We start from the raw sequence: 19,968 nt of genomic DNA, 5'->3' as shown, positions 1-19,968 counted from the left end.
CCCGCAGGACAGGGTGGACAGAAGGGGGATAGGTGCCGAACCGGCGGGGTCACGCCCGCCGGGCGCGTGCGAAGGGGTGGGACGGTCGAACTCCGGTGGCCGCATGGTTCAGAATGGCCCACGTGCCTTTCCTGTTGCTGATCGAGGACGACGACGCCATCCGCACGGCCCTCGAACTCTCCCTGTCACGCCAGGGCCACCGAGTGGCCACCGCGGCGACGGGAGAGGACGGCCTGAAACTGCTCAAAGAGCAACGGCCCGACCTGATCGTGCTCGACGTGATGCTGCCGGGCATCGACGGCTTCGAGGTGTGCCGGCGCATCCGCCGCACCGATCAACTGCCGATCATCCTGCTCACCGCGCGCAGCGACGACATCGACATCGTCGTCGGCCTGGAGTCCGGCGCCGACGACTACGTCGTCAAGCCCGTGCAGGGCCGCGTGCTGGACGCGCGCATCCGCGCCGTGCTGCGCCGCGGCGAACGCGAGTCGACCGACTCCGCCACGTTCGGGAGCCTGGTCATCGACCGCTCGGCGATGACCGTCACCAAGAACGGCGACGACCTCCAGCTCACCCCGACCGAGCTGCGGCTGCTGCTCGAACTCAGCAGACGGCCCGGGCAGGCCCTGTCCAGGCAGCAGTTGCTCCGCCTCGTGTGGGAGCACGACTACCTCGGCGACTCGCGCCTTGTCGACGCCTGCGTGCAGCGGCTGCGCGCCAAGGTCGAGGACGTCCCGTCGTCGCCGACGCTGATCCGCACCGTGCGCGGTGTGGGATACCGGCTGGACGCCCCTGCGTGAGCGAAGGACGGCATGAGCCACGCACGGTGAAGTACACCAAGGACGCTGAGGACGGCGCCGCCCCGCGCAGCGCGCGGGACGGCACACAGGACCAGGACGGCGGCCGGGCCGGCGGGCAGGCCGGCCACGGAAAGTGGGCTCACACACGCCTGCGCTGGGGCAGCCTGCGGCTGCGCCTCGCCCTCGTGTTCGGCGCGGTCGCGCTGACGGCGGCGGTGTCCGCGTCCGGCATCGCGTACTGGATCAACCGCGAGGCGGTGCTGACCCGCACGCAGGACGCGACGCTCAACGACTTCCGCCATCAGATGCAGAGCCGCGCGGCCGACCTGCCCGTGCGGCCGAGCGCGAGCGACCTGGGGACCACCGCCAAGCAGATGGCCGCGGACGGCAACGCGTACGACGTGCTGCTCATCGGCAAGGCGTCCGACGGCCGGACGGTCAGCGGCGCGTCCTCACCGGGCGCGTTCACCCTGGCCGACGTGCCGGACACGCTGCGCGACGCGGTGCGCCACCGGCAGAAGGTCTCACCCGCCAACGAGTACGCGTACCACCTGTTCTGGCAGCGGGTCGACCACGACGGCACGCCCTACCTGGTGGGCGGCGCGCACATAGACGGCGGCAACCTCACCGGCTACATGTTCAAGTCACTCGCGCAGGAGCGCGCCGACCTCGAATCGCTCGCCTGGTCGCTCGGCATCGCCGCCGCGCTCGCGCTCGTCGGAGCCGCGCTCATCGCGCAGGCCGCCGCCCGTACGGTCCTCAAGCCCGTGCAGCGTCTCGGGGAGGCGGCGCGCCAGCTCGGCGAGGGCGAGTTCGACACCCGCCTCAGGGTCACCGGCACCGATGAACTCGCGGACCTGTCCCGCACGTTCAACAACGCGGCCGCCTCGCTGCAGAAGAAGGTCGAGGACATGAGCGCGCGTGAGGAGTCGAGCCGCCGCTTCGTCGCCGACATGTCGCACGAGCTGCGCACACCGCTGACCGCGCTCACGGCCGTCACGGAGGTGCTTGAGGAGGAGGCCGACAACCTCGACCCGATGATCGCGCCGGCCGTGACCCTCGTCGTCAGCGAGACGCGCAGGCTGGGCGACCTGGTGGAGAACCTCATGGAGGTCACGCGGTTCGACGCGGGCACCGCCAGGCTCGTGCTCGACGACGTCGACGTCGCCGACCAGGTCACCGCCTGCCTCGACGCGCGCGCCTGGCTCGACGCGGTGCACCTGGACGCGGAACGCGGCACCATGGCGCGCCTCGACCCGCGCAGGCTCGACGTGATCCTCGCGAACCTCATCGGCAACGCGCTCAAGCACGGCGGCTCCGGCGTGCGCGTCGCGGTGCGCACGGAGGCATCGCGCACGGACGGCGACGAACTGGTCATCTCCGTGCGCGACCACGGCCCCGGCATCCCCGAGGCCGTCCTGCCGCACGTCTTCGACCGCTTCTACAAGGCGTCCGCGTCCCGCCCGCGTTCCGAGGGCAGCGGCCTGGGCCTGTCCATCGCCATGGAGAACGCGCACATCCACGGCGGCACCATCACCGCCTCGAACGTGCCGGACGGCGGCGCCATGTTCGTCCTGCGCCTGCCGCGCGGCGCGCCGCGCGACGAGGGGCCCGGGGACGAGCACGGAGAGGACAGCGCCCAGTGAACGGCACGACGCGCGCGAGACGCGCCCGCCGCGGGCGTGCGGCGGTGGTGCTCGTGGCGACGCTGACCGCCGCGCTGTGCTCGGCCTGCGGCGTGCGCACCACGTCTGTGCCCGTCGACGCGGGCGCGGCGCCGTCCAGGATGCCCTGCGCCGTCGGGGCGAAGGATCCGGACGCCAACGCCGATCCCGGCACCGTGCCGGTCAGGGTCTACCTGGTGTGTGCGTCGGAACTCACGCCCGTGGAGCGCGCCGTCCACATGCCGCGGCGCGACACCGCCGACGCGCGCGTGCGCATAGCCCAGGCACTGCTCGACTCCCTGCAGGCCCGCCCTTCGGCCGCCGAGCACCAGGCGGGGTTCACCACGTACGTCCAGCCGCCGCTGCAGGCGACGGCGGGACGCTCCGGCGACCCCGCCGCCACCCTGCGGCTGAGCGCCCAGCCGGAGGACCTGCCGGGCACCGCACTCGCGCAGATCGTCTGCACGTTCGCCGAGGGCGGCGCGGCCAGGGGCGAGAAGGGGCGCGTGGTGCTCGGCGGGCCGGGACCGTACGCCCCGCGCGCGTACACGTGCGACGCGTCCGTCAAGACCGACCCCGACGCGGCCGTCCCGGCCACCGCCGCCACCGCGGGCTGACGGACGTCGACGCACGTGCGTCCACGCGAGTGACGCTGCTCTCACAGGGGAACCGCGCGGCGCGGCCCGGACGTCCAGGGACATGTGCGTCTAGGACTCGGCGGCGGCGCCGCCATCTGCCTGAGGGCGGTGGGTGCCCTCCTGCTGTTCGTGCACCTGCTCGTGGTGGCGTGGCTGACCCTGCGGCCGATCGACGCGCCCTGGGTGACAGCCGCCAACCTGCGCCCCTTCGCCTCCATCGCCGCCGACTTCGCGCTCGGCGCCGTCCACGGGATGTGCGGCCTCGCCGAGGGGCTCGCGCTGCTCGCGCCCGCCGGGGTGCTGCTGCCGCTGGTGAGCGGCAGGCTCTGGGTCTCCCCGTGGGCGTCGCTGGCCCGCACGGCCGGGGCGGGCCTGCTCATCTCGCTGACGATCGAGCTGCTGCAGACCGGCGTACCGGGGCGCGTGCTCGACGTGGACTCGCTCATCCTCAACACGCTCGGCGTGGCGCTCGCCCACGCCCTGATCGTGCCCGCCGGACGGGCGGCGATCCGCCGCCGCCTGCGGGCGTCCGCGTCCGGGCGGGTCGCCGCGGCCGACGGCCGTGTGGCTCCACGGGGTGACGTGTACGACCCCGACGCGGTCCCTGAGGGGGAGGCCCCCGAGGGACACACCCCGACGATTCCCAGGGTCGGCATCGCACCGTAGAGCGACGCCCGAGAGTGGGTACCCGAGCACCATGGAGTCATCGGAACCGCACACCAGAGGGCGGTTCCCACGACGCTCTCGCGAAGGAGCCCCTCATGTCCGGTGCACTGATCCGCCCCCGTGACGGACGCATGATCGGCGGAGTGTGCGCAGCGCTGGCACGGCGCTTCGGCACCTCCGCGACGACGATGCGCGTGATCTTCCTGGTGTCGTGCCTGCTGCCTGGACCGCAGTTCCTGATCTACCTGGCGCTCTGGATCCTGCTGCCGGGCGAGAAGACGGCGAGGGCCGCCTGGTAGCGCCCGGCCCTGGGCGCGCAACGGCGCGTGGGGCGCACTCCGGAGTACCGGGGTGCGCCCCACGCCGTTGCCGCCGACCGGACGGATACCGGACCGGATACCGGACGGATACCGGACGGATCAGCCGCCGAGGCCGTCGACGGGCAGGCCCTTGTTCAGCCCGTTCACCGGGAGGCCGCCGAGGAGCGCGCCCAGCGGGTTGGCGGTCTTGGCGGCCTGGAGCACCTGGGGGGCGGTCGTGTTGACGGCGCTCGCGGCGGAGCGTGTCGCCGTCAGCGTGTCGGTGCCGGCGTTCGGCAGTTCCTTGGCGACCTGGTCCACCGGCAGCTTGTTGACGGTGTCGAGCGCCTTGCCGGTGTCCGGGAGGGGGCCGACGGCGGCCGAGGCCGTCCCGGCGGCGGTGGCGGCGAAGGCGGCGCCGAGCACGGCGGCACCGAGGGTCTTGGCAGCGGACCTGTTCATCTGGATTTCTCGTCCTTGGGGTGGGGGAAACGAGCGGCTGTCAACTTCTCCGGCGCGGCCGGCTGCCGTGCCCGGGATCCCCAGCTGGCTGGTTCGTGCCTTACAGGCTCACGAGCGGATGCCAGGACACTGACGGGCCGCTTCACGGTCCGGGTGACGTGTGCGATTCCCCCGGCCGAGATAGTCAACGCCCGGGGATCCTCGCAGGACGGGAACTTAGTCAGCGCCGCACGGCCCCCGCAAACATCCCGTGGCCTCCCCGAAACCGTGTTGCCGCAGCCCGCGGGTCAGCCGAGAAGGATCGCGACTCTTCGCGAATCAGCTGGTCACGGCGGTCTGGCTGAACAGCCATTCGGATTTGAGCTCGGCATAACCGGGCTTGATCACGTCATTGATCATGGCCAGTCGTTCATCGAAAGGGATGAACGCGGATTTCATCGCATTGACGGTGAACCACTGCATGTCGTCGAGCCCGTACCCGAAGGTCTCCACCAGCGCGCCGAACTCCCGGCTCATGCTCGTGCCCGACATCAGGCGGTTGTCGGTGTTGACGGTGGCGCGGAAGTGCAGCCTGCGCAGCAGCCCGATCGGGTGCTCCGCATACGAGGGCGCGGCGCCCGTCTGGAGGTTGGAGCTCGGGCAGAGCTCCAGCGGGATGCGCTTGTCCCGCACGTACGCCGCGAGCCTGCCGAGCGTCACGGAGCCGTCCTCCGCCACGTCGATGTCGTCGATGATGCGCACGCCGTGCCCGAGCCGGTCGGCGCCGCACCACTGGAGCGCCTGCCAGATGGACGGCAGGCCGAAGGCCTCGCCCGCGTGGATCGTGAAGTGGTTGTTCTCCCGCTTCAGGTACTCGAACGCGTCGAGGTGCCGGGTGGGCGGGTAGCCGGCCTCCGCGCCCGCGATGTCGAAGCCGACGACGCCGGAGTCCCGGTGGGCGTTGGCCAGCTCCGCGATCTCCAGGGCGCGCGCGGCGTGCCGCATGGCGGTGAGCAGCGCGCCGACCCTGATGCGCCGGCCCTTCTCGCGCGCGAGCCGCTCGCCCTCGCGAAAGCCCGCGTTGACGGCCTTGACGACCTCTTCGAGGCTCAGCCCGCCGTCCAGGTGCTGCTCGGGCGCGTAGCGGACCTCCGCGTAGACGACGCCGTCCTCGGCCAGGTCCTGCGCGCACTCGGAGGCGACGCGGCGCAGCGCGTCACTCGTCTGCATGACGGCGCAGGTGTGCGCGAACGTCTCCAGGTACCGCTCGAGCGACCCGGAGTCGGCGGCCTCGCGGAACCACGTGCCGAGCTTGTCGCCGTCGTACTCGGGCAGGCCGTCGTACCCGCACGCGCGGGCGAGGTCGACGACCGTGCCGGGCCGCAGCCCGCCGTCGAGGTGGTCGTGCAGGAGCACCTTGGGGGCGCGGCGGATCTGGTCCGCGTCGGGGAGTGGGGCGGTGGGTACCGGCTGGCTCGTCATCCGTCCAATCTAGCTCCTACGCGCGTAGAGCGGGCGGTTCCCGCTGCGTCCCGATACGGGATGGTGACCGTGATACGTAACAGTGACCGCGCGGAAGGAGCGAGTCCGCGCGCAGTTCTGACAGTGTTTGGTCATGGAGCATCAGGCAGGGCAGGGCGCAACGGCGCGCCCGCAGGGACCGAAACGCGAGGGGGCGGGGCCACTGCCACGGCTCGGCCGGCCGGCCGCCGCGCTCGCCGGGACCACGCCGGTGTGCGGCGTCGTCCTGGTGCTGCCCACGGGCGCCGAGGCGTCGGCACGGCGCCCCTCGCCGCTCGTGCGTGCGGCCGTCGCGCCCCTCGCCAGATCCCTGGGGAAGGCGTGCGCGCCCAAGGGCGTGCTCGTGCACGTGGTGCACTACCGGGTGGGCGGCTGGAACGGCGGCGACGCGGCGCTGAGCGCCGACGCGCGGTGGGCGGTGGACGAGGCCGTCAGCCGGTACGGGGACGTGCCGGTGTGCCTCGCCGGCTACGGCATGGGCGGCAGGGCCGCGCTGCGTGCCGCCGGCCACGACGCCGTCAACTCCGTGGTGGCGCTGGCACCCTGGCTGCCCGACGACGGACTCGCGGCGCCGGCGGAGCCGGTGCGTCAGCTGCTGGGACGCCACGTCCTGATCGTCCACGGGTCGAACGACCGGCGCGTCGACCCCGAGTTGTCGTACCGGCTCGCGGAGCGCGCGAAGAAGACGAACCGCGACACGTGCCGCTTCGAGGTGCGCGGCGACGGCCACACGCTGCGCGGCCACCACCGTGAAGTGGCGGCCCTCACCAAGGACTTCGCCCTCGGCGCGCTGCTGCCGAGGGCGTTCTCACGCCCGGTCGAGGACGCCCTGGCCGCACCACCACCCCTGGGCCTGCGCATGCCGCTGGCGACGGGCTTCGGCCGCACCCTGACGGATTGACGCGGTAGCCGCTTGACACGGCGGCCGGGGAGCCGGGCCGGCGCGCCTGCCGCTCACGCCGACAGCGCCCGGCGCCACTGCACGGCGAGGGCACGGCCGAGCCGCTGGGCGTCGACGGCGGCCGGGTCGAGCAGGCGCTGGAGACCGATGCCCCGCAACTGGCCCAGCACGGCCGCTGCTACGTCGCCGGGGTCGCTGTCCGCCCGTATCGTGCCGTCCGCGACGCCGGCGGTGACGTCGGCACGGAGATCGGCCCGGAACGCCTCGTCCCGCTCCCGGAAGATCAGGGAGAGCTCCGGGGCCGTTGCCGACTCGGCCCACAGCAGGAGGAATGCCCGGCCGGCGACATCGTCCCGGCCCAACTCGCGGACGTAGCCGTCCGCCAGTGCCACCAGGCGTTCGAGCCCGGGAGGCATGTCGCCGATCCCCGGGACGAATCCGCTCTGGCTCGACTTCGCCAGCGCCTCGAACATGGCCTGCTTCGAGCCGAAGTGGTGGGTGACGATCCCCCGGCTGTACCCGGCGCGCTCGCCGACGCGGGCGAGGGTCAGCGCGCGCACCCCCGACTCCACCACCAGTTCCGCGGCCGCCGCGAGTAGAGCGGCTCGTGTCTGGGCCCGCCGCTGCTCCTGGGTGCGGGGCGCCCGTGGGGCCAGTGAGGGCTGTTCGGACCGCATGGCCGCGAGTGTATCGCCCAGGGACGAATAACTTGCGTGTTGAATAGCAAGTATCCTACCTTCCCGGAACTCCCTTCCCTCGCACCGGAGGCATCTCATGGCAGTGGTGTTCGTCAACGGCAACCCGGAGACCGACGCGGTCTGGGACCCGCTGTGCGCCGAGCTCGACGGTGAGCACATCCTGCGCCTGTGCCCGCCCGGATTCGGCGCCCCCGTCCCGGACGGCTTCGGCTGCACCCCGGCCGACTACCGCGACTGGCTCGTCGCGGAGCTGGAGGCGCTCGGTGAGCCGGTCGACCTCGTCGGCCACGACGTGGGCGGAAGCACCGCCGTCTGCGTCGCCATGGCGCGGCCCGACCTGCTGCGCAGCTGGGCCGGCGACTCTCTCGGCGTGTTCGACCCCGACTACGTCTGGCACGACCTCGCCCAGCAGTGGCAGACGCCAGGGGCCGGTGAGGACTCGGTGGCGCGCCTGCTGGGCGGCACGCACGCCGAGCGGACCGAGCGCATGGCCGCCCGGGGCATCGCCAGGACGGTCGCCGCGCGGCTGGCCGCCGGGCAGGGGCCGGAGATGGGCCGGGCCATCCTCGCCTTCTACCGCTCCGCCGTCCAACCGGTCATGGCCGAGCTCGGGCGTTCTCTCCCCGCTGCCGCGGCACGCCCCGGCCTCGCCGTGATCGCCGCCGACGACCACCTCGTGGGCTCGCGGGAGATGCGCTCCCGCTCGGCGGCGCGGGCGGGGGCCAGGGCCGAGGTCCTCGACGGTCTCGGCCACTGGTGGATGGTGCAGGACCCGGCCCGCAGCGCGCGGATGCTCACGTCCTTCTGGGGGCGCTGACGACATCCCGGCGGCCGCGCGCACAGGGCGTGAGGCGATCTTGACGCTCCGCGGCGTGCCTGCCTAGCGTGGTGAACGGCTGCCCGGGAGGCGCCTCCCGTGGCCGGCCGGCCCGTTCGTCTCCGCTGCGGCGCCCAACTCCCCACGGGCGCGCTCGAATCCTCCTCAACCGTCGTCCACGTCGTGTACGAGAGGGAGACTTCCATGACGAGCACCACGCCACCCACCACACCCCCCACCCCCGTTCCCTACCCGTTCAACAAGGGCCCGGGACTCGCCATGCACGAGGCGTACGCCCGCGCACGCGAGTCCGACGGGATGATCCGCGTCCAGATGCCCTACGGTGAGCCCGCCTGGCTGGCCACGCGCTACGCCGACGTGCGCGCTGTCCTCGGCGACCACCGCTTCTCGCGTGCCGCCGCCCAGGAGCACGACGAGCCACGGCACACCCCCGGCGCCGGCGTCGAGTCGGACAGCATCCTGTCGATGGACCCGCCCGACCACACCCGGCTTCGCACCCTCGTCTCGCGCGCCTTCACCAAGCAGCGCGTCGAGGAACTACGACCCTGGGTAAGCCGGTTGACCGGTGACCTGCTGGCAGGGCTGAGAGCCAGGGGCGACACCGCGGACCTCGTCGAGGACTTCGCGCTGCCACTGCCCATCGCCGTCATCTGCGAACTGCTCGGCGTGCCCGCCGCCGACCGGCCCAGGTTCCGCGAGTGGAGCGACGGCGTGCTGTCCACGAGCCGGCTCACGCAGGAGGAGCAGTACGCCAACATGCTGGCGCTGCGCGACTACATCACCGGCCACGTGGCGGCGCGGCGGCTCGCCCCGAAGGACGACCTCATCTCGGCGCTCATCGCCGCCCGCGACGCCGACGACCGGCTGGGCGAGCAGGAACTGGTCAACCTCTGCGTCGGCATCCTGATCGCGGGCCACGAGACGACCGCGTCGCAGATACCCAACTTCGTCCACGTGCTGCTGCACCACCCCGAGGAGTGGCGGCGCCTGCGGGAGCACCCCGAGCTGATCCCCGCCGCGGTGGAGGAGCTGACACGGTTCGTGCCGCTCATCGTCGGCGGCGCCTTCGCCCGTTACGCCACGGAGGACGTCGAGGTCGGCGGCGTCCTCGTGCGGGAGGGCGAGCCCGTGATCGTGGCGACCAACGCGGCCAACTGCGACCCCGCGCGCTTCGAGGATCCCGAGGAGCTGCGCCTCGACCGCACGGCCAACCAGCACGTGACGTTCGGCCACGGCGTCCACCACTGCCTCGGCGCGCCGCTGGCCAGGCTGGAGTTGCAGGAGGCGCTGCGCGCCCTCACGGCGACGATGCCCGGGCTGCACGTGGCGGGCGAGGTCGTGTGGAAGGAGGGGATGCTCGTCCGTGCCCCGAGCCGGATGACGGTGGGCTGGTGACGGGCACCTCGTGGCACATTGCCGTCGACCAGGGCCAGTGCATCGGCTCCGGCATGTGCGTCGCGCTGCTGCCGAAACGTTTCGTCCTGCCGGGTGACGCCGCACGCGTCCTGCCGGGCGCGGCCGACGGCGCCCCCGACGAGGCACTGCTCGACGCGGCCGACTCCTGCCCGGTCCTCGCGATCACCGTCACGGACCGCGCCACAGGACGGCTCGTCGGGCCGCGCCCGTAGCCGGCGCGGGTATCGCAGCCCGCCCGCGTCACCTGCCGGTGAGACGCGCGGTCAGGCGCGACAGCAGGCCGACGCAGTCGGCCAGTTGTCGCCGCTCCTCGGCGCTGAACTCGTCGCGGATGGCGGCGTCGATGACACGGGCCCGCTGGGCGCGCTCGTCCCTGAGGCGGGCGCGCCCGTCCTCGGTGATGTGCAGCAGGAGCTTGCGGCCGTCGCTGGGGTGCGGCTCCGCGCGCACCAGGCCGCAGGCGGTGAGTTCCTTGACGGATTTGGCGGCCGACTGGTGCGTCACGCCGCGCCGCTGGGCGAGGTCGGCCGTGGTCAGCGGGCCGCCGCGGTCGAGATAGCCGAGGGCGGCCGCCTCGCCGGGAGGCATGGTGTCCGCGGCCCGCACGGTCCGCACCAGCGCCCCGATCGACTGCCGCAACTCATCCGCCAGGCCGTCCTCGATCGGCGCGTCCTCGTCCATACCGGCATCCTACCCAGCCATCGCCGCCGTAGTTGTACAATTCAGTTGTACAGTTTCGAGCGAGAGGATCCCTGACCGTGCAGCTCACCAAGTTCGGCCACGCCTGCGTCCGGATCGAGAAGGACGGCCGCCGCCTGGTGGTGGACCCCGGCGGCCTGACCGAGCCGCAGGCGCTGGACGGCGCCGACGCGGTCCTGGTCACCCACGAGCACTTCGACCACTTCTCCAAGGACGCCCTGCGCCGCGCCGCCCGCGACAACCCGGGCCTGCGCGTGTGGACCAACCACTCGGTCGCGGGGCAACTGGACGGCCTCGGCGTCCGGGTCACGGCCGTGGGGGAGGGCGACGCGTTCACCGCGGCCGGCTTCGAGGTGACGGTCCACGGCGCGTGGCACGCCGTCATCCACCCCGACATCCCGCGCATCGCCAACATCGGCTTCCTCGTCGACGACGCCCTCTTCCACCCTGGCGACGCCCTGACCGTCCCCGGCGCCCCCGTCTCCACGCTCCTGCTCCCGGTGCACGCCCCCTGGTCCACCGTCGGCCACCTGATCGACTACGTCCGAGAGGTCGCCCCGCGCGACGCCTACGCCATCCACGACGGCGCGCTGAACGACATCGGCATCGCGATGGTCGGCGGCCTCCTGGGCGGCCAGGGCCCGGGCACCCCGTCGCCCTACCACCGCCTGACCCCGGGCGCGACGGTCCCGATCGGCTGAGCCCCTGCCGGGCGGCGGGCGCCCGGCTCACACGGTGACGACGAGCTTGCGCGCGGAGACGCCGCCGCGGAGCCGGCGCAGCGCGTCGGGGATCCGGTCGAGGCCGTCGCCCACGACGGTCGCGTCCGGCGCGGCGCGGTACGCGCCGGACGCGAGCGCGGCCGGAAGGAAGTCGACATAGATCGCGGGACCGACCTCGTTGTCCTTCAGGGTGCCGCCCCAGATGCCGCTGACGCGCACCCCCTTCCGCGGCGCACGCCAGGACTGGACGCGTGCGACGAGCGGGGTCTGCGCGGACGCGACACGCTTGCTGCCCTCCGTCCTGGCCGCGATCGCGATGGCCTTCGGCAGCGACCCGGACCCGATCGCGAGCGTGCCGGCGAGCGGGCTCGCGCCGATCATGTCCACGACCTCGTCGACGGCGGTGGGGCTGCGGTAGCCGACCGCCCCGGCCGCGCCCAGCGAGCGTACGTAGCCGAAGTTGTGCGGCGACGCGGTCGCCACGACGCGGTAGCCGGCGTTGCGCGCGAGCTGGATCGCGTTGCTCCCGACGCTCGTCGAGCCGCCCCACACGAGGACCGTCTCCGACCGGTCGACGGCGTCGGCGCACGGCATCGCGAGGCCGAGGTGGTCCTGCTGGAACATGCCGGTCGCCGCGGTCGACAGCGTCAGCGGCACCACGGCCGCCTGCTCGAAGGGCAGCGAGTCGGGGATGGGCGAGACCATGTGCTGCATGAGCACGACGTAGTGCTGGAACGCGCCCTCGGCCGCCCGGTTCTGCGACTTCTCCACGCCGAACGCGTGCCCCAGCACCCGATCGCCGGGCCGCAGCCGCGTCACACCGGAACCGACCTCGACGACCTCGCCCGCGACGTCCGAGCCCACGACCGCGGGGAAGGTGAGCCACGGCAGCACCACGCGGTACAGGAAGCCGGGCAGGCCGTCGACGGGGTTCACGGCGATCGCCCGCACCCGCACGACGACCTCGTTCGCCGCCGGGGACGTACGAGGCGCGGGCCCCACCTCGAAGCGCGCGCCGCGCTTCGGCAGCCACAGCGCGACGTTCTGTTCGGTCATCTGCGTCCCAACTCTCTTCGCGTGGCCGCTGGATCGCGCCGCCGGTCCACCCGCGCCGCCGTCGCACAACCGAGACTAGGCACTGCCTAGTAACTAGTCAACGCCTAGTTCCCACTACCATGGTCCCCATGCCCGACGACCGGCCCTTCCACCACGGCAACCTCCGCGCCGTGCTGCTCGACCAGGCGGAGACGGTGCTGCGCGAGCGGGGGATCGACGCGCTGTCCCTGCGCGAACTGGCCCGCGCGGCGGGCGTCAGCCACGGGGCCCCGCGCAGCCACTTCATCGACCGCGCCGCGCTCCTCGACGCGCTGGCGGAACGGGGCTTCGTACGCCTCGCCGACGAGATCCGCGGGGCGGCCGCGCGCGCGTCCGGCGACGGCGCGGCAGGCGACGGCGCGTCCGGGGACGGTGTGTCCGGCGACGGCGCGGCCGTGCTCCGCGCGGCCGCCTCCGCGTACGTGCGGTTCGCGGCGCACGAGTCTGCGCTGCTCGACCTCATGTTCTCGGCGAAGGCGGACGGCCCCTCCGAGGCCGTCGCGGGTGCCGCGGAGCGCCTGTTCGCCGCCATGGCCGACATCATGGCCGCGGGCGCCGAAACGGGCGCGTACGACACACGCGACGTCGGCCGGCTGACGCTGCTGCTGTCGGCGACCGTCCAGGGCATCTCGGCGCTCGTCACGTCCGGTCGCATCACGACGGACCAGAGCGAGGCGCTCGTCGACGACGCGATCACGGTCTTCCTGGCGGGCGCGTCGGCCGGCCGCTAAGGACGTGACGAGCGGGCCGATCGTCCCCCCACCCGTCCCGCCGGCCGGGATCCTCCTCCACGTGAATCCCCTGCCGGTGCGCGTACACGATGGCCTGTGGGCGGTCGCGGCTGCCGGTCTTGGCGAAGATCTGATGGACGTGGCTCTTCACCGTGGCGCGGCTCAGGTACAGCCTGGCGGCGATTTCCGCGTTGGACAGGCCCTGTGCGATCAGGCCGAGCACCTGGGCCTCGCGTTCGGTGAGACCGTCGGGGAGCGCCGCGTTCCGCTGAGCATGCCCCGGGTCGTCGCGGCGGCCGGCCTTGATCAGGAGGGTGGCGGCGACCGGATCGAGCATGGCGTGACCGGACACGGCGGCCTCGATGGCACGGTGGATGTCGGTGGCGGACGCGTTCTTGGTCAGGTAGCCGATGGCGCCGGCTTCGAGGGCGGCGAGGACGGAGTCGTCGTCGGTGTAGGTGGTGAGCACCACGACGGCCGTGTCCTGACGCTCACTCCTCAGCCGTCGTGTGGCCTCGACGCCGTCGGTGCCGGGCATGTGCAGGTCCATCAGGACAACGTCGGCCTCGTGCCGTACGGCGAGGTCGACGGCCTGCGCGCCGTCCGCGGCGAGCCCCGCGACGTGCACCCCGTCGACGGCGTCGAGGATGGTGGCCAGGCCCTCGCGTACGACCCGATGGTCGTCGGCGACGACGACGGAGATCGGTCTGGGACTCATCCGCTGCTCCCGTCTTGACGGTTGACCGCGCCGCCCCGCCGATGGGGGACGTGTGCGGCGACGCGCCATCCCCCGTCGGGCGTGGGGCCGACCCGGAGATCGCCGCCGACCTGCTCGATGCGTTCCCGCATGCCGCGCAGCCCGAACCCACCGCCCCCCGTGCGCAGTGCCGCGCGCGTATCGGAGGTCGGCGCGGCGGGCCTGGCATTGCCGACCCGCACGGTCACGTCCTGGGGCCCGAAGCCGACCCGCACGTGTACGCGGGCGCCGGGGGCGTGTTTGGCGGCGTTGGTCAGTGCTTCCTGAACGAGCCGGTAGAGCGTGAGCGTGGTGTCCGCGTCGAGATCCCGGCGCACACCGTCCACTTCGAACTCCGCCTGGTGCACTTCACACAGCCTCTGGAGCTGCGTGTCCGGCGGCGCGGTCTCGCCCCGCAGCGCGCGAACGGCCTGGCGTGCCTCGTCCAGACCGGTGCTGACGAGCTCGTGGCCGAGTTCGATCTGCGTGAGCAGCTTCTCGCGCGGCGCGCCGGTGCGGGCGAGGGTGTCGACCGCGGTGAGCTGGATCGACAGGGCTCCGAGGGTGTGGGCGAGCACGTCGTGCAGTTCGCGGCCGAGACGGTTGCGCTCACCGGCCAGCTCCGCCTCGGCCGTGGCGAGCGCGGCGCGGCGGCGCTCGGTGGCCACCAGTGTGCTGTGCCGGGCACGCTGGTCGATCTCGCGTCGGCTCGCGCCGGCCACCAGCCCGGCGAGGGCCACGACGGCGGTGGCCAGCAAGCGGCCGGGAAACGACCCGTGGGCGACCGCCGCAAGGCAGTAGGCGACGGGACCGGTGGCGGACAGTACGAGGGCGACAACCGGATCGAACGCGACGGCGGCCATGCTCACCGCGACACCGGTGAAGATCAGCCCGTTGGCGTCGGTCACCGCGAGCACGGCTCCTGCCGCACACATCACGGCGGTTCCTGTGGCCACATGCGCACCCCGGGTGCGGGCGGTCATGAGCGGTCCGGCGGTCAGGAGCGGCCCGGCGATCAGGACGAGCCAGGCCACCGCCGCGACGGCGAGGGCAACGGGCGCGACGACCCCAGGATCGGCCGGGAGGGCGGCGACGTTGACCCAGATCGAGACGCCCAGCCCCACCAGCATGACCGCGGACTGCGCACGCGGATCGGGAAACACGCCGCTCAGCCCGATACCGGGAGGATCCGCGGCCGGCCTGAATCTGCTGGTGATACTCATCGCTCCGCATTGTCCCAGGACGGCACGGCAGAAGACCGCACCCGCCGTGCGCCCGGCCCGGCCTGGGCATCCAGGCAGGCCCGGCCCCGCACCCACAGCCCCAGGCTGCGGAACAGGCTCATGCCCACGGACAGGAAGATGAAGCCGTTGGTCAGGCCGGTGCCGCTCAGATGGTGACCGGCGAGAAAGACCCCCAGCCCCACGGGAAACACATGCTGAGCCCCGTAGGCGAAGCCGAGCCGAGCGGCGGTCACGGCGATCCAGATCGCCGCGTAACCGGCCCCCGAGCGGCTGAACGCGGCAGGCTTGCCCGCGCCGACCGAGGCGCGCGGCCGACGCCGCCGCCAATCGGGGCAGTAGTCGACGGACACCAGAAGCGGACAGACCGAGAACAGCCCGATCACGGCCCCGGCCAGCGCCCCCGCGCCCTGCAGCAGCAGGTCGTTGCCGCCCGTGGGCAGCGAGGTGAAGAAGAACGGCACGATGACGATCACACCGACGACCGGCCGCCCCACCCGGAACCAGCCGATCTTGCGGCGACCGAGGTCGGATTCGAGCACCACGGCCAGAATGGCCAGCTGCATGATCACGATGTTGGCTGTCATGCTTCCACCGTCGCCGCGACGCACGGCCGTGCCATCGGCCCACGGGCGGGTCACCGGGTGGAGATGCGAGGACGGGGGGTGGAGGCCGCGGTCCACCCCCCGGGGTGGACGGGCGTGGCGTCAGGCCCCCGGGAACGCCCGCACCTGCGTCAAGGAGCCCTGGACGCGCGACCGGCGCCGCACTACGGTCTCGTAGTGCCCTACTCCGGCCCGATGCTGCCACCCGGCTACCGGTCACGACCTGCCGGCACTGACGACGTCGACGCGATACACGCGTTGGTCGCGGAATGCGAGCGGGCGGTGGACGGCCGTGTGCAGACCGATGCCGGGTCTGTAGCCGCCGTCTTCGCCCGCCCCGGTCTGACCCCGAACTCGGACACGGTTCTGGTTCGTGACCGGTCCGGGCGGTCGGCGGCGTGGGCCTGGGTCGATCGGCGATCCGAGGTCGACGTGCATCCCGACCACCGTGGGCGTGGCCTGGGCGCTGCGCTGCTCGACTGGGTCGGGGAACGGGCCCTTCGGGCGGGCAGCGAGGGGATCGTGCAGACGGTCCCCGACAGCGACGCCGGGGCCGTCGCGCTGGTGCGCTCGCGCGGCTACATCCCCCTGGTCACGGCCTGGCTGCTGGAGTTCACCATGCCGGACGAGTTTCTTGTGCCTGAAGCGCCACCGGGAATCGTGGTTCGGCCGCTACGTGCCGGGGATGAGCCCGCCACACACCTGCTGGTGCAGGACGCGTTCGACGGGTGGCAGGAGCGTCGTCAGTCCTACGCGGAGTGGGCAAAACACACCGTCGAGCGGGCCACCTTCGCCCCCGCCCTGTCGCCACTTGCGTTCCACGACGGTCAACTGGTCGGCGCGGCACTGTCCCTGGAGGTGCCCGAGTCGGACGAGGGCTACATCGAGCAGCTCGCGGTGCGCCGTGATCAGCGAGGCCACGGCATCGCACGGCACCTGCTGCGCTACGCCTTCCGCGCTTTCCACCAGGCGGGCCGACACACCTGCACGCTCTGGACCCACTCGGACACTGGCGCACTCGACCTGTACCTGCGGGTGGGCATGACGGTCCGGCACAGCTCTACGGTCTTCCGCAAGGAGCTGCTGTGAGAGCGTACCCAGCGCGACTACGTGCCCCGTGCGATCCCCTCTTGACCCGCAAGACCCAGGCGAACGCTTCCCGGCACGGGGCAAGTACCTGTTGGACCACGCCGCCAGGAGAAATCAGTGTCGGACCCGCAGCAAGTCACCCCTGAGGCGAAGCTCGCCGATGCGAAGAAGCTGCTGGGCCTTCCGCGTATCGTCGTGATCTGCGGCTCCACCCGCTTCATGATCGAGATGAACGAGGCCGATCTGCGGGAGACCAAAGACGGAAAGATTGTCGTCAAGCCGGGCTGTGACATGAAGTCTCCGCACGCACTCTGGTCCGATCCTGTCGAGGCCGAGGAGCTGAAGGCTCGGCTCGACTCTCTGCACCGGGCGAAGATCCGGCTCGCCGATGAGGTGCTCGTGGTCGGCGACTACATCGGAGACAGCACCCGAGCCGAAATCGCCTACGCCCGGTCGCTGGGCAAGCCCGTGCGGTTCACGCACCCCGAGGTCGACCCCGATGCCGTCGGAAGGGGCTGGGGTACAGGCAGCGCTCAGGATCCATCTGGACCTGTATGCCGGGGACGCGGCCGACCGGACAGCCCGAAGTAGCCCGGCTGGTGTCCCTGGGCGCTCATCGCGTCGACTGCGACCGCTGTCCCGACGACGCCGACTTCGTCGTGCTCGCGGATCCCGACGGCAACCGCTTCTGCGTCATCGACACCGGGCCCACTGACGGAAGGCGGCAAGGGCCCGCCGCCGCGTCTCGAACGCAACGCTCAGGCGGGCCGCCCGTGGTGCCGGAACCACTCCGGGGCCAGGATCGACATCACTACCGCGTCCACCCGCTCGTTCTCCCACAGCAGCGCATCGCGCAGAACGCCCTCCGCGGCGAAGCCCACCTTTTCGTAGACGCGGCGGGCCCGCGGATTGAACGCGTAGACCTCCAGGGAGATGCGGTGCAGCCCCAGGCGCTCGAAGCCGTAGCCGATGATCAGCTGGGTCGCCTCGGTGCCGAAGCCCTGTCCGTAGCTGCCGGGCGTCAGGCAGATGCGGAAGCTGCAGCTCTCGTTGCCCGGATCCCACGCGTTGAGGACTGCTTCACCGATGACGTTTCCTGACACCTGCTCGACCACGGCGAGGTCCAACCGGTCCTCTTGGTCCCGGCGAGTGTCATACCAGGTCCGTATCCCCGCCTCATCCGGGAGGAGATCACCATGAGTGCCGGTCAGCCGCGTTGATTCCACGTCACGGAGCATCGGCAGTAGTGCGGGTACATCGTCGGCCACTACCGCCCGGAGGCGTACGCGCTCTCCTTGCAGGGTGGGCTTGCTCAGGAAGTCGGGGCGCTGGCTACATCGAGCGTTGTCAACCATGGCCACATTCTGTCGGGTTACCTGACAGGCGTCCTCGCGTTATCGCACAGACCGGTCGCTGCACACCCGGTTCCGCCAATGGGTTTTGGACGGCACGTTCGAGCGGATGCTCGGGACCGCGCAGGCCCGGCGGACGCCGCCGGGCCACTGCCGTGACGGACACGGTGCGGGTGCCCCGTCGTGGATCTCGACGGCCACCGAACCGGCCCGATCACGTCCTGGAGGGGCGTACCCCTCGGCCGGGGCGTGTGATGCCCGCCGTTCAGTCGGTGCCGGTAGCCGGGTCGGCGGGTGATGCCTGTGTGCGCGGCTTCGCGGCACCGCGGCGTCGTGGCGGGACCATCGTGGCGGACGCGTCCGCGTCGCGAATGGTGAGCGCGACGGGGATCGCGCACAGGGCCACCGCGGTGGCCGCAAGGAAGCCCGCGTGGAAGGCGGTGAGGTCGGAGACGGGGCGGCCGGAGGCCGCGCGTGCTGGGGCGGCGACGGTCAGCACGGTGGTGAGCAGTGTCACGCCGACGGCGCTGCCGAGCTGCTTGGCGGCGTTGTAGATCGCGGATGCCGGCGCGGTCCGGGCGTGCGGGACGGTCGCCATGGAGGCGGCCTGGGCGGGGATGAAGACGAAGGAGACGCCGAGGCCGAGCCCGAACATGATCAGGCGTACGGGCCACAGGCCGTCGCCTGTCGTCACCAGCGCCATCAGGGCCGTTGCCGCCGCGATGGCGGCCAGCCCCGCGGCCGTGATCCGCCTCGGCCCGAATCGCCAGTACAGGGCGCGCGTGACGAGCCGGCCTCCGGCCATGGTGCCGAGCGCCGAGGGGAAGGTGGCGAGACCGGTCTGGACGGCGGACAGGCCGAGCCCGTCCTGGAGGAAGAGGGCGGTCAGGAACAGCGTGCCGATGTAGGAGGCCGAGCCGAGCGCGTACAGGCCCGTCGAGGCGGTGAACAGCCGGTTTCCGAACAGGCGCAGGTCGATGAGCGGGCGGTGCGCACGCAGTTCGACGGCGACCATGGCGACCAGCAGTGCGGCCCCGACGGCGATGGTGATGAGCACGGGGGCGGCCGACCAGCCGCGGCCTGGGCCTTCGCTGATGCCGTACATCGTGCAGCCCAGGCCGAGGCCGGAGAGCGCGAAGCCGGGAACGTCCAGGCGGCGCCGGGTGGACGGTGCGTGGCCGGCGAGCAGGAGGGCGCCGTAGACGAGAACGGCCACCCCGATCGGCACGTTGACGAAGAAGACCAGCCGCCACGACAGGTAGGTGGTGAACACGCCGCCGAGGACCGGTCCGAGCGCAGGGCCGAGGGCGGTGAACACCGCGAGGATGCCGGCGACCCGCACCCTCTCGGCCGGGGGGTAGGCCTTGAAGAGCATGGACAGGCCCACCGGGGTCATCACCGCTCCTCCCACTCCTTGCAGGACGCGGAAGGCGACCAGCTCGTACAGGGTCGTGGCCGTGCCGCACAGGGCCGAGGCGGCGGTGAACACGCCGATCGCGCCGAGGAGGGCCGTCCGGTCGCCGATGCGATCCCCCAGCCATCCGGAGGCGGGGATGAACACGGCCAGGCTGACGAGGTAGGCGACGGAGACGAGGCCGACGCTGCCGGCCCCGGCGTGGAAGTCGCGGCCCAGCGCGGGCAGCGCCACGTTGACGACGGTCGTGTCCATCACCGCCATGAACATCGCGGCGACGTAGACCACGGCCACCACGAGCGGGCGCCTCCGCGCGGTCGCGGCCGGTTGGGGTGGGGAAGTCATGGACGCTATCGTGAAGGTTGAACCTGACTTCAACGCAAGTGGAGGCAAGGCGGCATC

At 72.3% G+C, this 19,968-nt stretch carries 22 protein-coding genes and 2 pseudogenes; 14 read left to right on the top strand and 10 right to left on the bottom strand.

The features are described from left to right. Window positions 1-122 precede the first annotated feature (122 nt). The 5 genes from afsQ1 (at window position 123) to IH48_RS0114210 (ending at window position 4,067) form a co-directional block, all read left to right on the top strand. Complete coding sequence (gene afsQ1 / locus IH48_RS0114230; RefSeq protein ID WP_078849770.1) at window positions 123-800, top strand: two-component system response regulator AfsQ1; 678 nt, start codon at window positions 123-125, stop codon at window positions 798-800. Then, window positions 698-2,446 (top strand): sensor histidine kinase, encoded by a 1,749-nt coding sequence (locus tag IH48_RS33300; protein ID WP_037842089.1) that lies wholly within the window; start codon window positions 698-700, stop codon window positions 2,444-2,446. Before afsQ1 ends, IH48_RS33300 begins: the two co-directional genes overlap by 103 nt. Next, a complete protein-coding gene (locus tag IH48_RS0114220) occupies window positions 2,443-3,081 on the top strand; it encodes a hypothetical protein (RefSeq protein ID WP_030903526.1) in 639 nt (212 codons plus the stop codon). The genes IH48_RS33300 and IH48_RS0114220 overlap by 4 nt, the downstream gene beginning before the upstream one ends. A gap of 84 nt (window positions 3,082-3,165) precedes the next feature. After that, on the top strand, window positions 3,166-3,768 hold the full coding sequence (locus tag IH48_RS0114215) for a VanZ family protein (RefSeq protein ID WP_030903525.1): 603 nt from the start codon (window positions 3,166-3,168) through the stop codon (window positions 3,766-3,768). 95 nt (window positions 3,769-3,863) lie between these two features. Then, window positions 3,864-4,067 carry a PspC domain-containing protein gene (locus tag IH48_RS0114210; protein WP_030903524.1) on the top strand — a complete coding sequence of 68 codons (204 nt, stop codon included), beginning with the start codon at window positions 3,864-3,866 and terminating at the stop codon, window positions 4,065-4,067. A gap of 120 nt (window positions 4,068-4,187) precedes the next feature. Here the strand turns inward: IH48_RS0114210 and IH48_RS0114205 are convergent, their stop codons facing one another. Then, window positions 4,188-4,529 (bottom strand): hypothetical protein, encoded by a 342-nt coding sequence (locus IH48_RS0114205; RefSeq protein ID WP_030903523.1) that lies wholly within the window; start codon window positions 4,527-4,529, stop codon window positions 4,188-4,190. Window positions 4,530-4,847: 318 nt separating this feature from the next. Further along, complete coding sequence (locus tag IH48_RS0114200; protein WP_030903521.1) at window positions 4,848-5,990, bottom strand: adenosine deaminase; 1,143 nt, start codon at window positions 5,988-5,990, stop codon at window positions 4,848-4,850. A 250-nt stretch (window positions 5,991-6,240) separates the two neighbouring features. Here IH48_RS0114200 and IH48_RS0114195 point away from each other — a divergent pair, with 250 nt between their 5' ends. Beyond that, on the top strand, window positions 6,241-6,930 hold the full coding sequence (locus IH48_RS0114195) for a dienelactone hydrolase family protein (protein ID WP_030903519.1): 690 nt from the start codon (window positions 6,241-6,243) through the stop codon (window positions 6,928-6,930). Window positions 6,931-6,983: 53 nt separating this feature from the next. On the opposite strand, the gene IH48_RS0114190 is transcribed toward IH48_RS0114195, so the two are convergent. Continuing rightward, window positions 6,984-7,607, bottom strand: a complete 624-nt coding sequence (locus IH48_RS0114190) for a TetR/AcrR family transcriptional regulator (protein ID WP_030903517.1) — start codon at window positions 7,605-7,607, stop codon at window positions 6,984-6,986. 97 nt (window positions 7,608-7,704) lie between these two features. On the opposite strand from IH48_RS0114190, the gene IH48_RS0114185 reads away from it, so the two are divergent. The 3 genes from IH48_RS0114185 (at window position 7,705) to IH48_RS0114175 (ending at window position 10,094) form a co-directional block, all read left to right on the top strand. Continuing rightward, window positions 7,705-8,445: an alpha/beta fold hydrolase gene (locus IH48_RS0114185; protein WP_030903516.1), complete on the top strand. Its 741-nt coding sequence runs from the start codon at window positions 7,705-7,707 to the stop codon at window positions 8,443-8,445. A 204-nt stretch (window positions 8,446-8,649) separates the two neighbouring features. After that, the gene (locus IH48_RS0114180) at window positions 8,650-9,861 is read left to right on the top strand and encodes a cytochrome P450 (RefSeq protein WP_030903514.1); all 1,212 of its coding nucleotides are present in this window, start codon (window positions 8,650-8,652) and stop codon (window positions 9,859-9,861) included. Continuing rightward, window positions 9,858-10,094, top strand: coding sequence for a ferredoxin (locus IH48_RS0114175; RefSeq protein WP_324604306.1), 237 nt, complete (start codon window positions 9,858-9,860; stop codon window positions 10,092-10,094). The genes IH48_RS0114180 and IH48_RS0114175 overlap by 4 nt, the downstream gene beginning before the upstream one ends. Before the next feature lie 28 nt (window positions 10,095-10,122). On the opposite strand, the gene IH48_RS0114170 is transcribed toward IH48_RS0114175, so the two are convergent. Continuing rightward, window positions 10,123-10,563, bottom strand: a complete 441-nt coding sequence (locus IH48_RS0114170) for a MarR family winged helix-turn-helix transcriptional regulator (RefSeq protein WP_030903511.1) — start codon at window positions 10,561-10,563, stop codon at window positions 10,123-10,125. A 77-nt stretch (window positions 10,564-10,640) separates the two neighbouring features. On the opposite strand from IH48_RS0114170, the gene IH48_RS0114165 reads away from it, so the two are divergent. Next, window positions 10,641-11,282, top strand: a complete 642-nt coding sequence (locus tag IH48_RS0114165; RefSeq protein ID WP_030903510.1) for an MBL fold metallo-hydrolase — start codon at window positions 10,641-10,643, stop codon at window positions 11,280-11,282. 27 nt (window positions 11,283-11,309) lie between these two features. On the opposite strand, the gene IH48_RS0114160 is transcribed toward IH48_RS0114165, so the two are convergent. Further along, a complete protein-coding gene (locus IH48_RS0114160) occupies window positions 11,310-12,359 on the bottom strand; it encodes a zinc-binding alcohol dehydrogenase family protein (RefSeq protein ID WP_030903509.1) in 1,050 nt (349 codons plus the stop codon). Between the two features lie 128 nt (window positions 12,360-12,487). On the opposite strand from IH48_RS0114160, the gene IH48_RS0114155 reads away from it, so the two are divergent. Next, window positions 12,488-13,129, top strand: coding sequence for a TetR/AcrR family transcriptional regulator (locus tag IH48_RS0114155; protein WP_030903508.1), 642 nt, complete (start codon window positions 12,488-12,490; stop codon window positions 13,127-13,129). Here IH48_RS0114155 and IH48_RS0114150 read toward each other — a convergent pair. The 3 genes from IH48_RS0114150 to IH48_RS0114140 are packed head-to-tail and all read right to left on the bottom strand — an operon-like array spanning window position 13,092 to window position 15,693. Next, window positions 13,092-13,847, bottom strand: coding sequence for a response regulator (locus IH48_RS0114150; RefSeq protein WP_078849712.1), 756 nt, complete (start codon window positions 13,845-13,847; stop codon window positions 13,092-13,094). The two genes, IH48_RS0114155 and IH48_RS0114150, sit on opposite strands and share 38 nt — an antisense overlap. Beyond that, window positions 13,844-15,088: a sensor histidine kinase gene (locus IH48_RS34370; protein WP_051839749.1), complete on the bottom strand. Its 1,245-nt coding sequence runs from the start codon at window positions 15,086-15,088 to the stop codon at window positions 13,844-13,846. The genes IH48_RS0114150 and IH48_RS34370 overlap by 4 nt, the downstream gene beginning before the upstream one ends. After that, window positions 15,085-15,693, bottom strand: a complete 609-nt coding sequence (locus IH48_RS0114140) for a hypothetical protein (protein ID WP_030903502.1) — start codon at window positions 15,691-15,693, stop codon at window positions 15,085-15,087. Before IH48_RS0114140 ends, IH48_RS34370 begins: the two co-directional genes overlap by 4 nt. Window positions 15,694-15,888: 195 nt before the next feature. Between IH48_RS0114140 and IH48_RS0114135 the strand changes: the two genes are divergently transcribed. From IH48_RS0114135 to IH48_RS36240, 3 genes and pseudogenes are all read left to right on the top strand, one after another. Continuing rightward, entirely contained in the window at window positions 15,889-16,800 is a 912-nt protein-coding gene (locus IH48_RS0114135) for a GNAT family N-acetyltransferase (RefSeq protein ID WP_234434247.1), read from the top strand. 117 nt (window positions 16,801-16,917) lie between these two features. Then, window positions 16,918-17,304, top strand: a pseudogene (locus tag IH48_RS0114130) (hypothetical protein); the annotation flags it as partial. Beyond that, window positions 17,300-17,507 (top strand): annotated as a pseudogene (locus tag IH48_RS36240) (VOC family protein); the annotation flags it as partial. The pseudogenes IH48_RS0114130 and IH48_RS36240, both read left to right, overlap by 5 nt. 51 nt (window positions 17,508-17,558) lie before the next feature. On the opposite strand, the gene IH48_RS0114125 reads toward IH48_RS36240, so the two are convergent. Next, window positions 17,559-18,155 carry a GNAT family N-acetyltransferase gene (locus tag IH48_RS0114125; protein WP_030903497.1) on the bottom strand — a complete coding sequence of 199 codons (597 nt, stop codon included), beginning with the start codon at window positions 18,153-18,155 and terminating at the stop codon, window positions 17,559-17,561. Window positions 18,156-18,417: 262 nt separating this feature from the next. Beyond that, entirely contained in the window at window positions 18,418-19,911 is a 1,494-nt protein-coding gene (locus IH48_RS0114120; RefSeq protein WP_037841909.1) for a DHA2 family efflux MFS transporter permease subunit, read from the bottom strand. Between the last annotated feature and the right edge of the window lie 57 nt (window positions 19,912-19,968).

This window comes from Streptomyces sp. NRRL F-5126 (assembly GCF_000721265.1).
In the GTDB taxonomy this organism is placed as follows: Bacteria; Actinomycetota; Actinomycetes; order Streptomycetales; family Streptomycetaceae; genus Streptomyces.
This window is presented reverse-complemented; position numbering and strand designations above follow the sequence as displayed.

Excerpts from the sequence above, each read along its gene's own strand:
- IH48_RS0114210 (WP_030903524.1), top strand. The coding sequence starts at position 3,864 with ATGTCCGGTGCACTGATCCGCCCCCGTGACGGACGCATGATCGGCGGA.
- IH48_RS0114205 (WP_030903523.1), bottom strand. The coding sequence starts at position 4,529 with ATGAACAGGTCCGCTGCCAAGACCCTCGGTGCCGCCGTGCTCGGCGCC.
- IH48_RS0114200 (WP_030903521.1), bottom strand. The coding sequence starts at position 5,990 with ATGACGAGCCAGCCGGTACCCACCGCCCCACTCCCCGACGCGGACCAG.
- IH48_RS0114190 (WP_030903517.1), bottom strand. The coding sequence starts at position 7,607 with ATGCGGTCCGAACAGCCCTCACTGGCCCCACGGGCGCCCCGCACCCAG.
- IH48_RS0114185 (WP_030903516.1), top strand. The coding sequence starts at position 7,705 with ATGGCAGTGGTGTTCGTCAACGGCAACCCGGAGACCGACGCGGTCTGG.
- IH48_RS0114180 (WP_030903514.1), top strand. The coding sequence starts at position 8,650 with ATGACGAGCACCACGCCACCCACCACACCCCCCACCCCCGTTCCCTAC.
- IH48_RS0114170 (WP_030903511.1), bottom strand. The coding sequence starts at position 10,563 with ATGGACGAGGACGCGCCGATCGAGGACGGCCTGGCGGATGAGTTGCGG.
- IH48_RS0114160 (WP_030903509.1), bottom strand. The coding sequence starts at position 12,359 with ATGACCGAACAGAACGTCGCGCTGTGGCTGCCGAAGCGCGGCGCGCGC.
- IH48_RS0114155 (WP_030903508.1), top strand. The coding sequence starts at position 12,488 with ATGCCCGACGACCGGCCCTTCCACCACGGCAACCTCCGCGCCGTGCTG.
- IH48_RS0114150 (WP_078849712.1), bottom strand. The coding sequence starts at position 13,847 with ATGAGTCCCAGACCGATCTCCGTCGTCGTCGCCGACGACCATCGGGTC.
- IH48_RS34370 (WP_051839749.1), bottom strand. The coding sequence starts at position 15,088 with ATGAGTATCACCAGCAGATTCAGGCCGGCCGCGGATCCTCCCGGTATC.
- IH48_RS0114140 (WP_030903502.1), bottom strand. The coding sequence starts at position 15,693 with ATGACAGCCAACATCGTGATCATGCAGCTGGCCATTCTGGCCGTGGTG.
- IH48_RS0114125 (WP_030903497.1), bottom strand. The coding sequence starts at position 18,155 with ATGGTTGACAACGCTCGATGTAGCCAGCGCCCCGACTTCCTGAGCAAG.
- IH48_RS0114120 (WP_037841909.1), bottom strand. The coding sequence starts at position 19,911 with ATGACTTCCCCACCCCAACCGGCCGCGACCGCGCGGAGGCGCCCGCTC.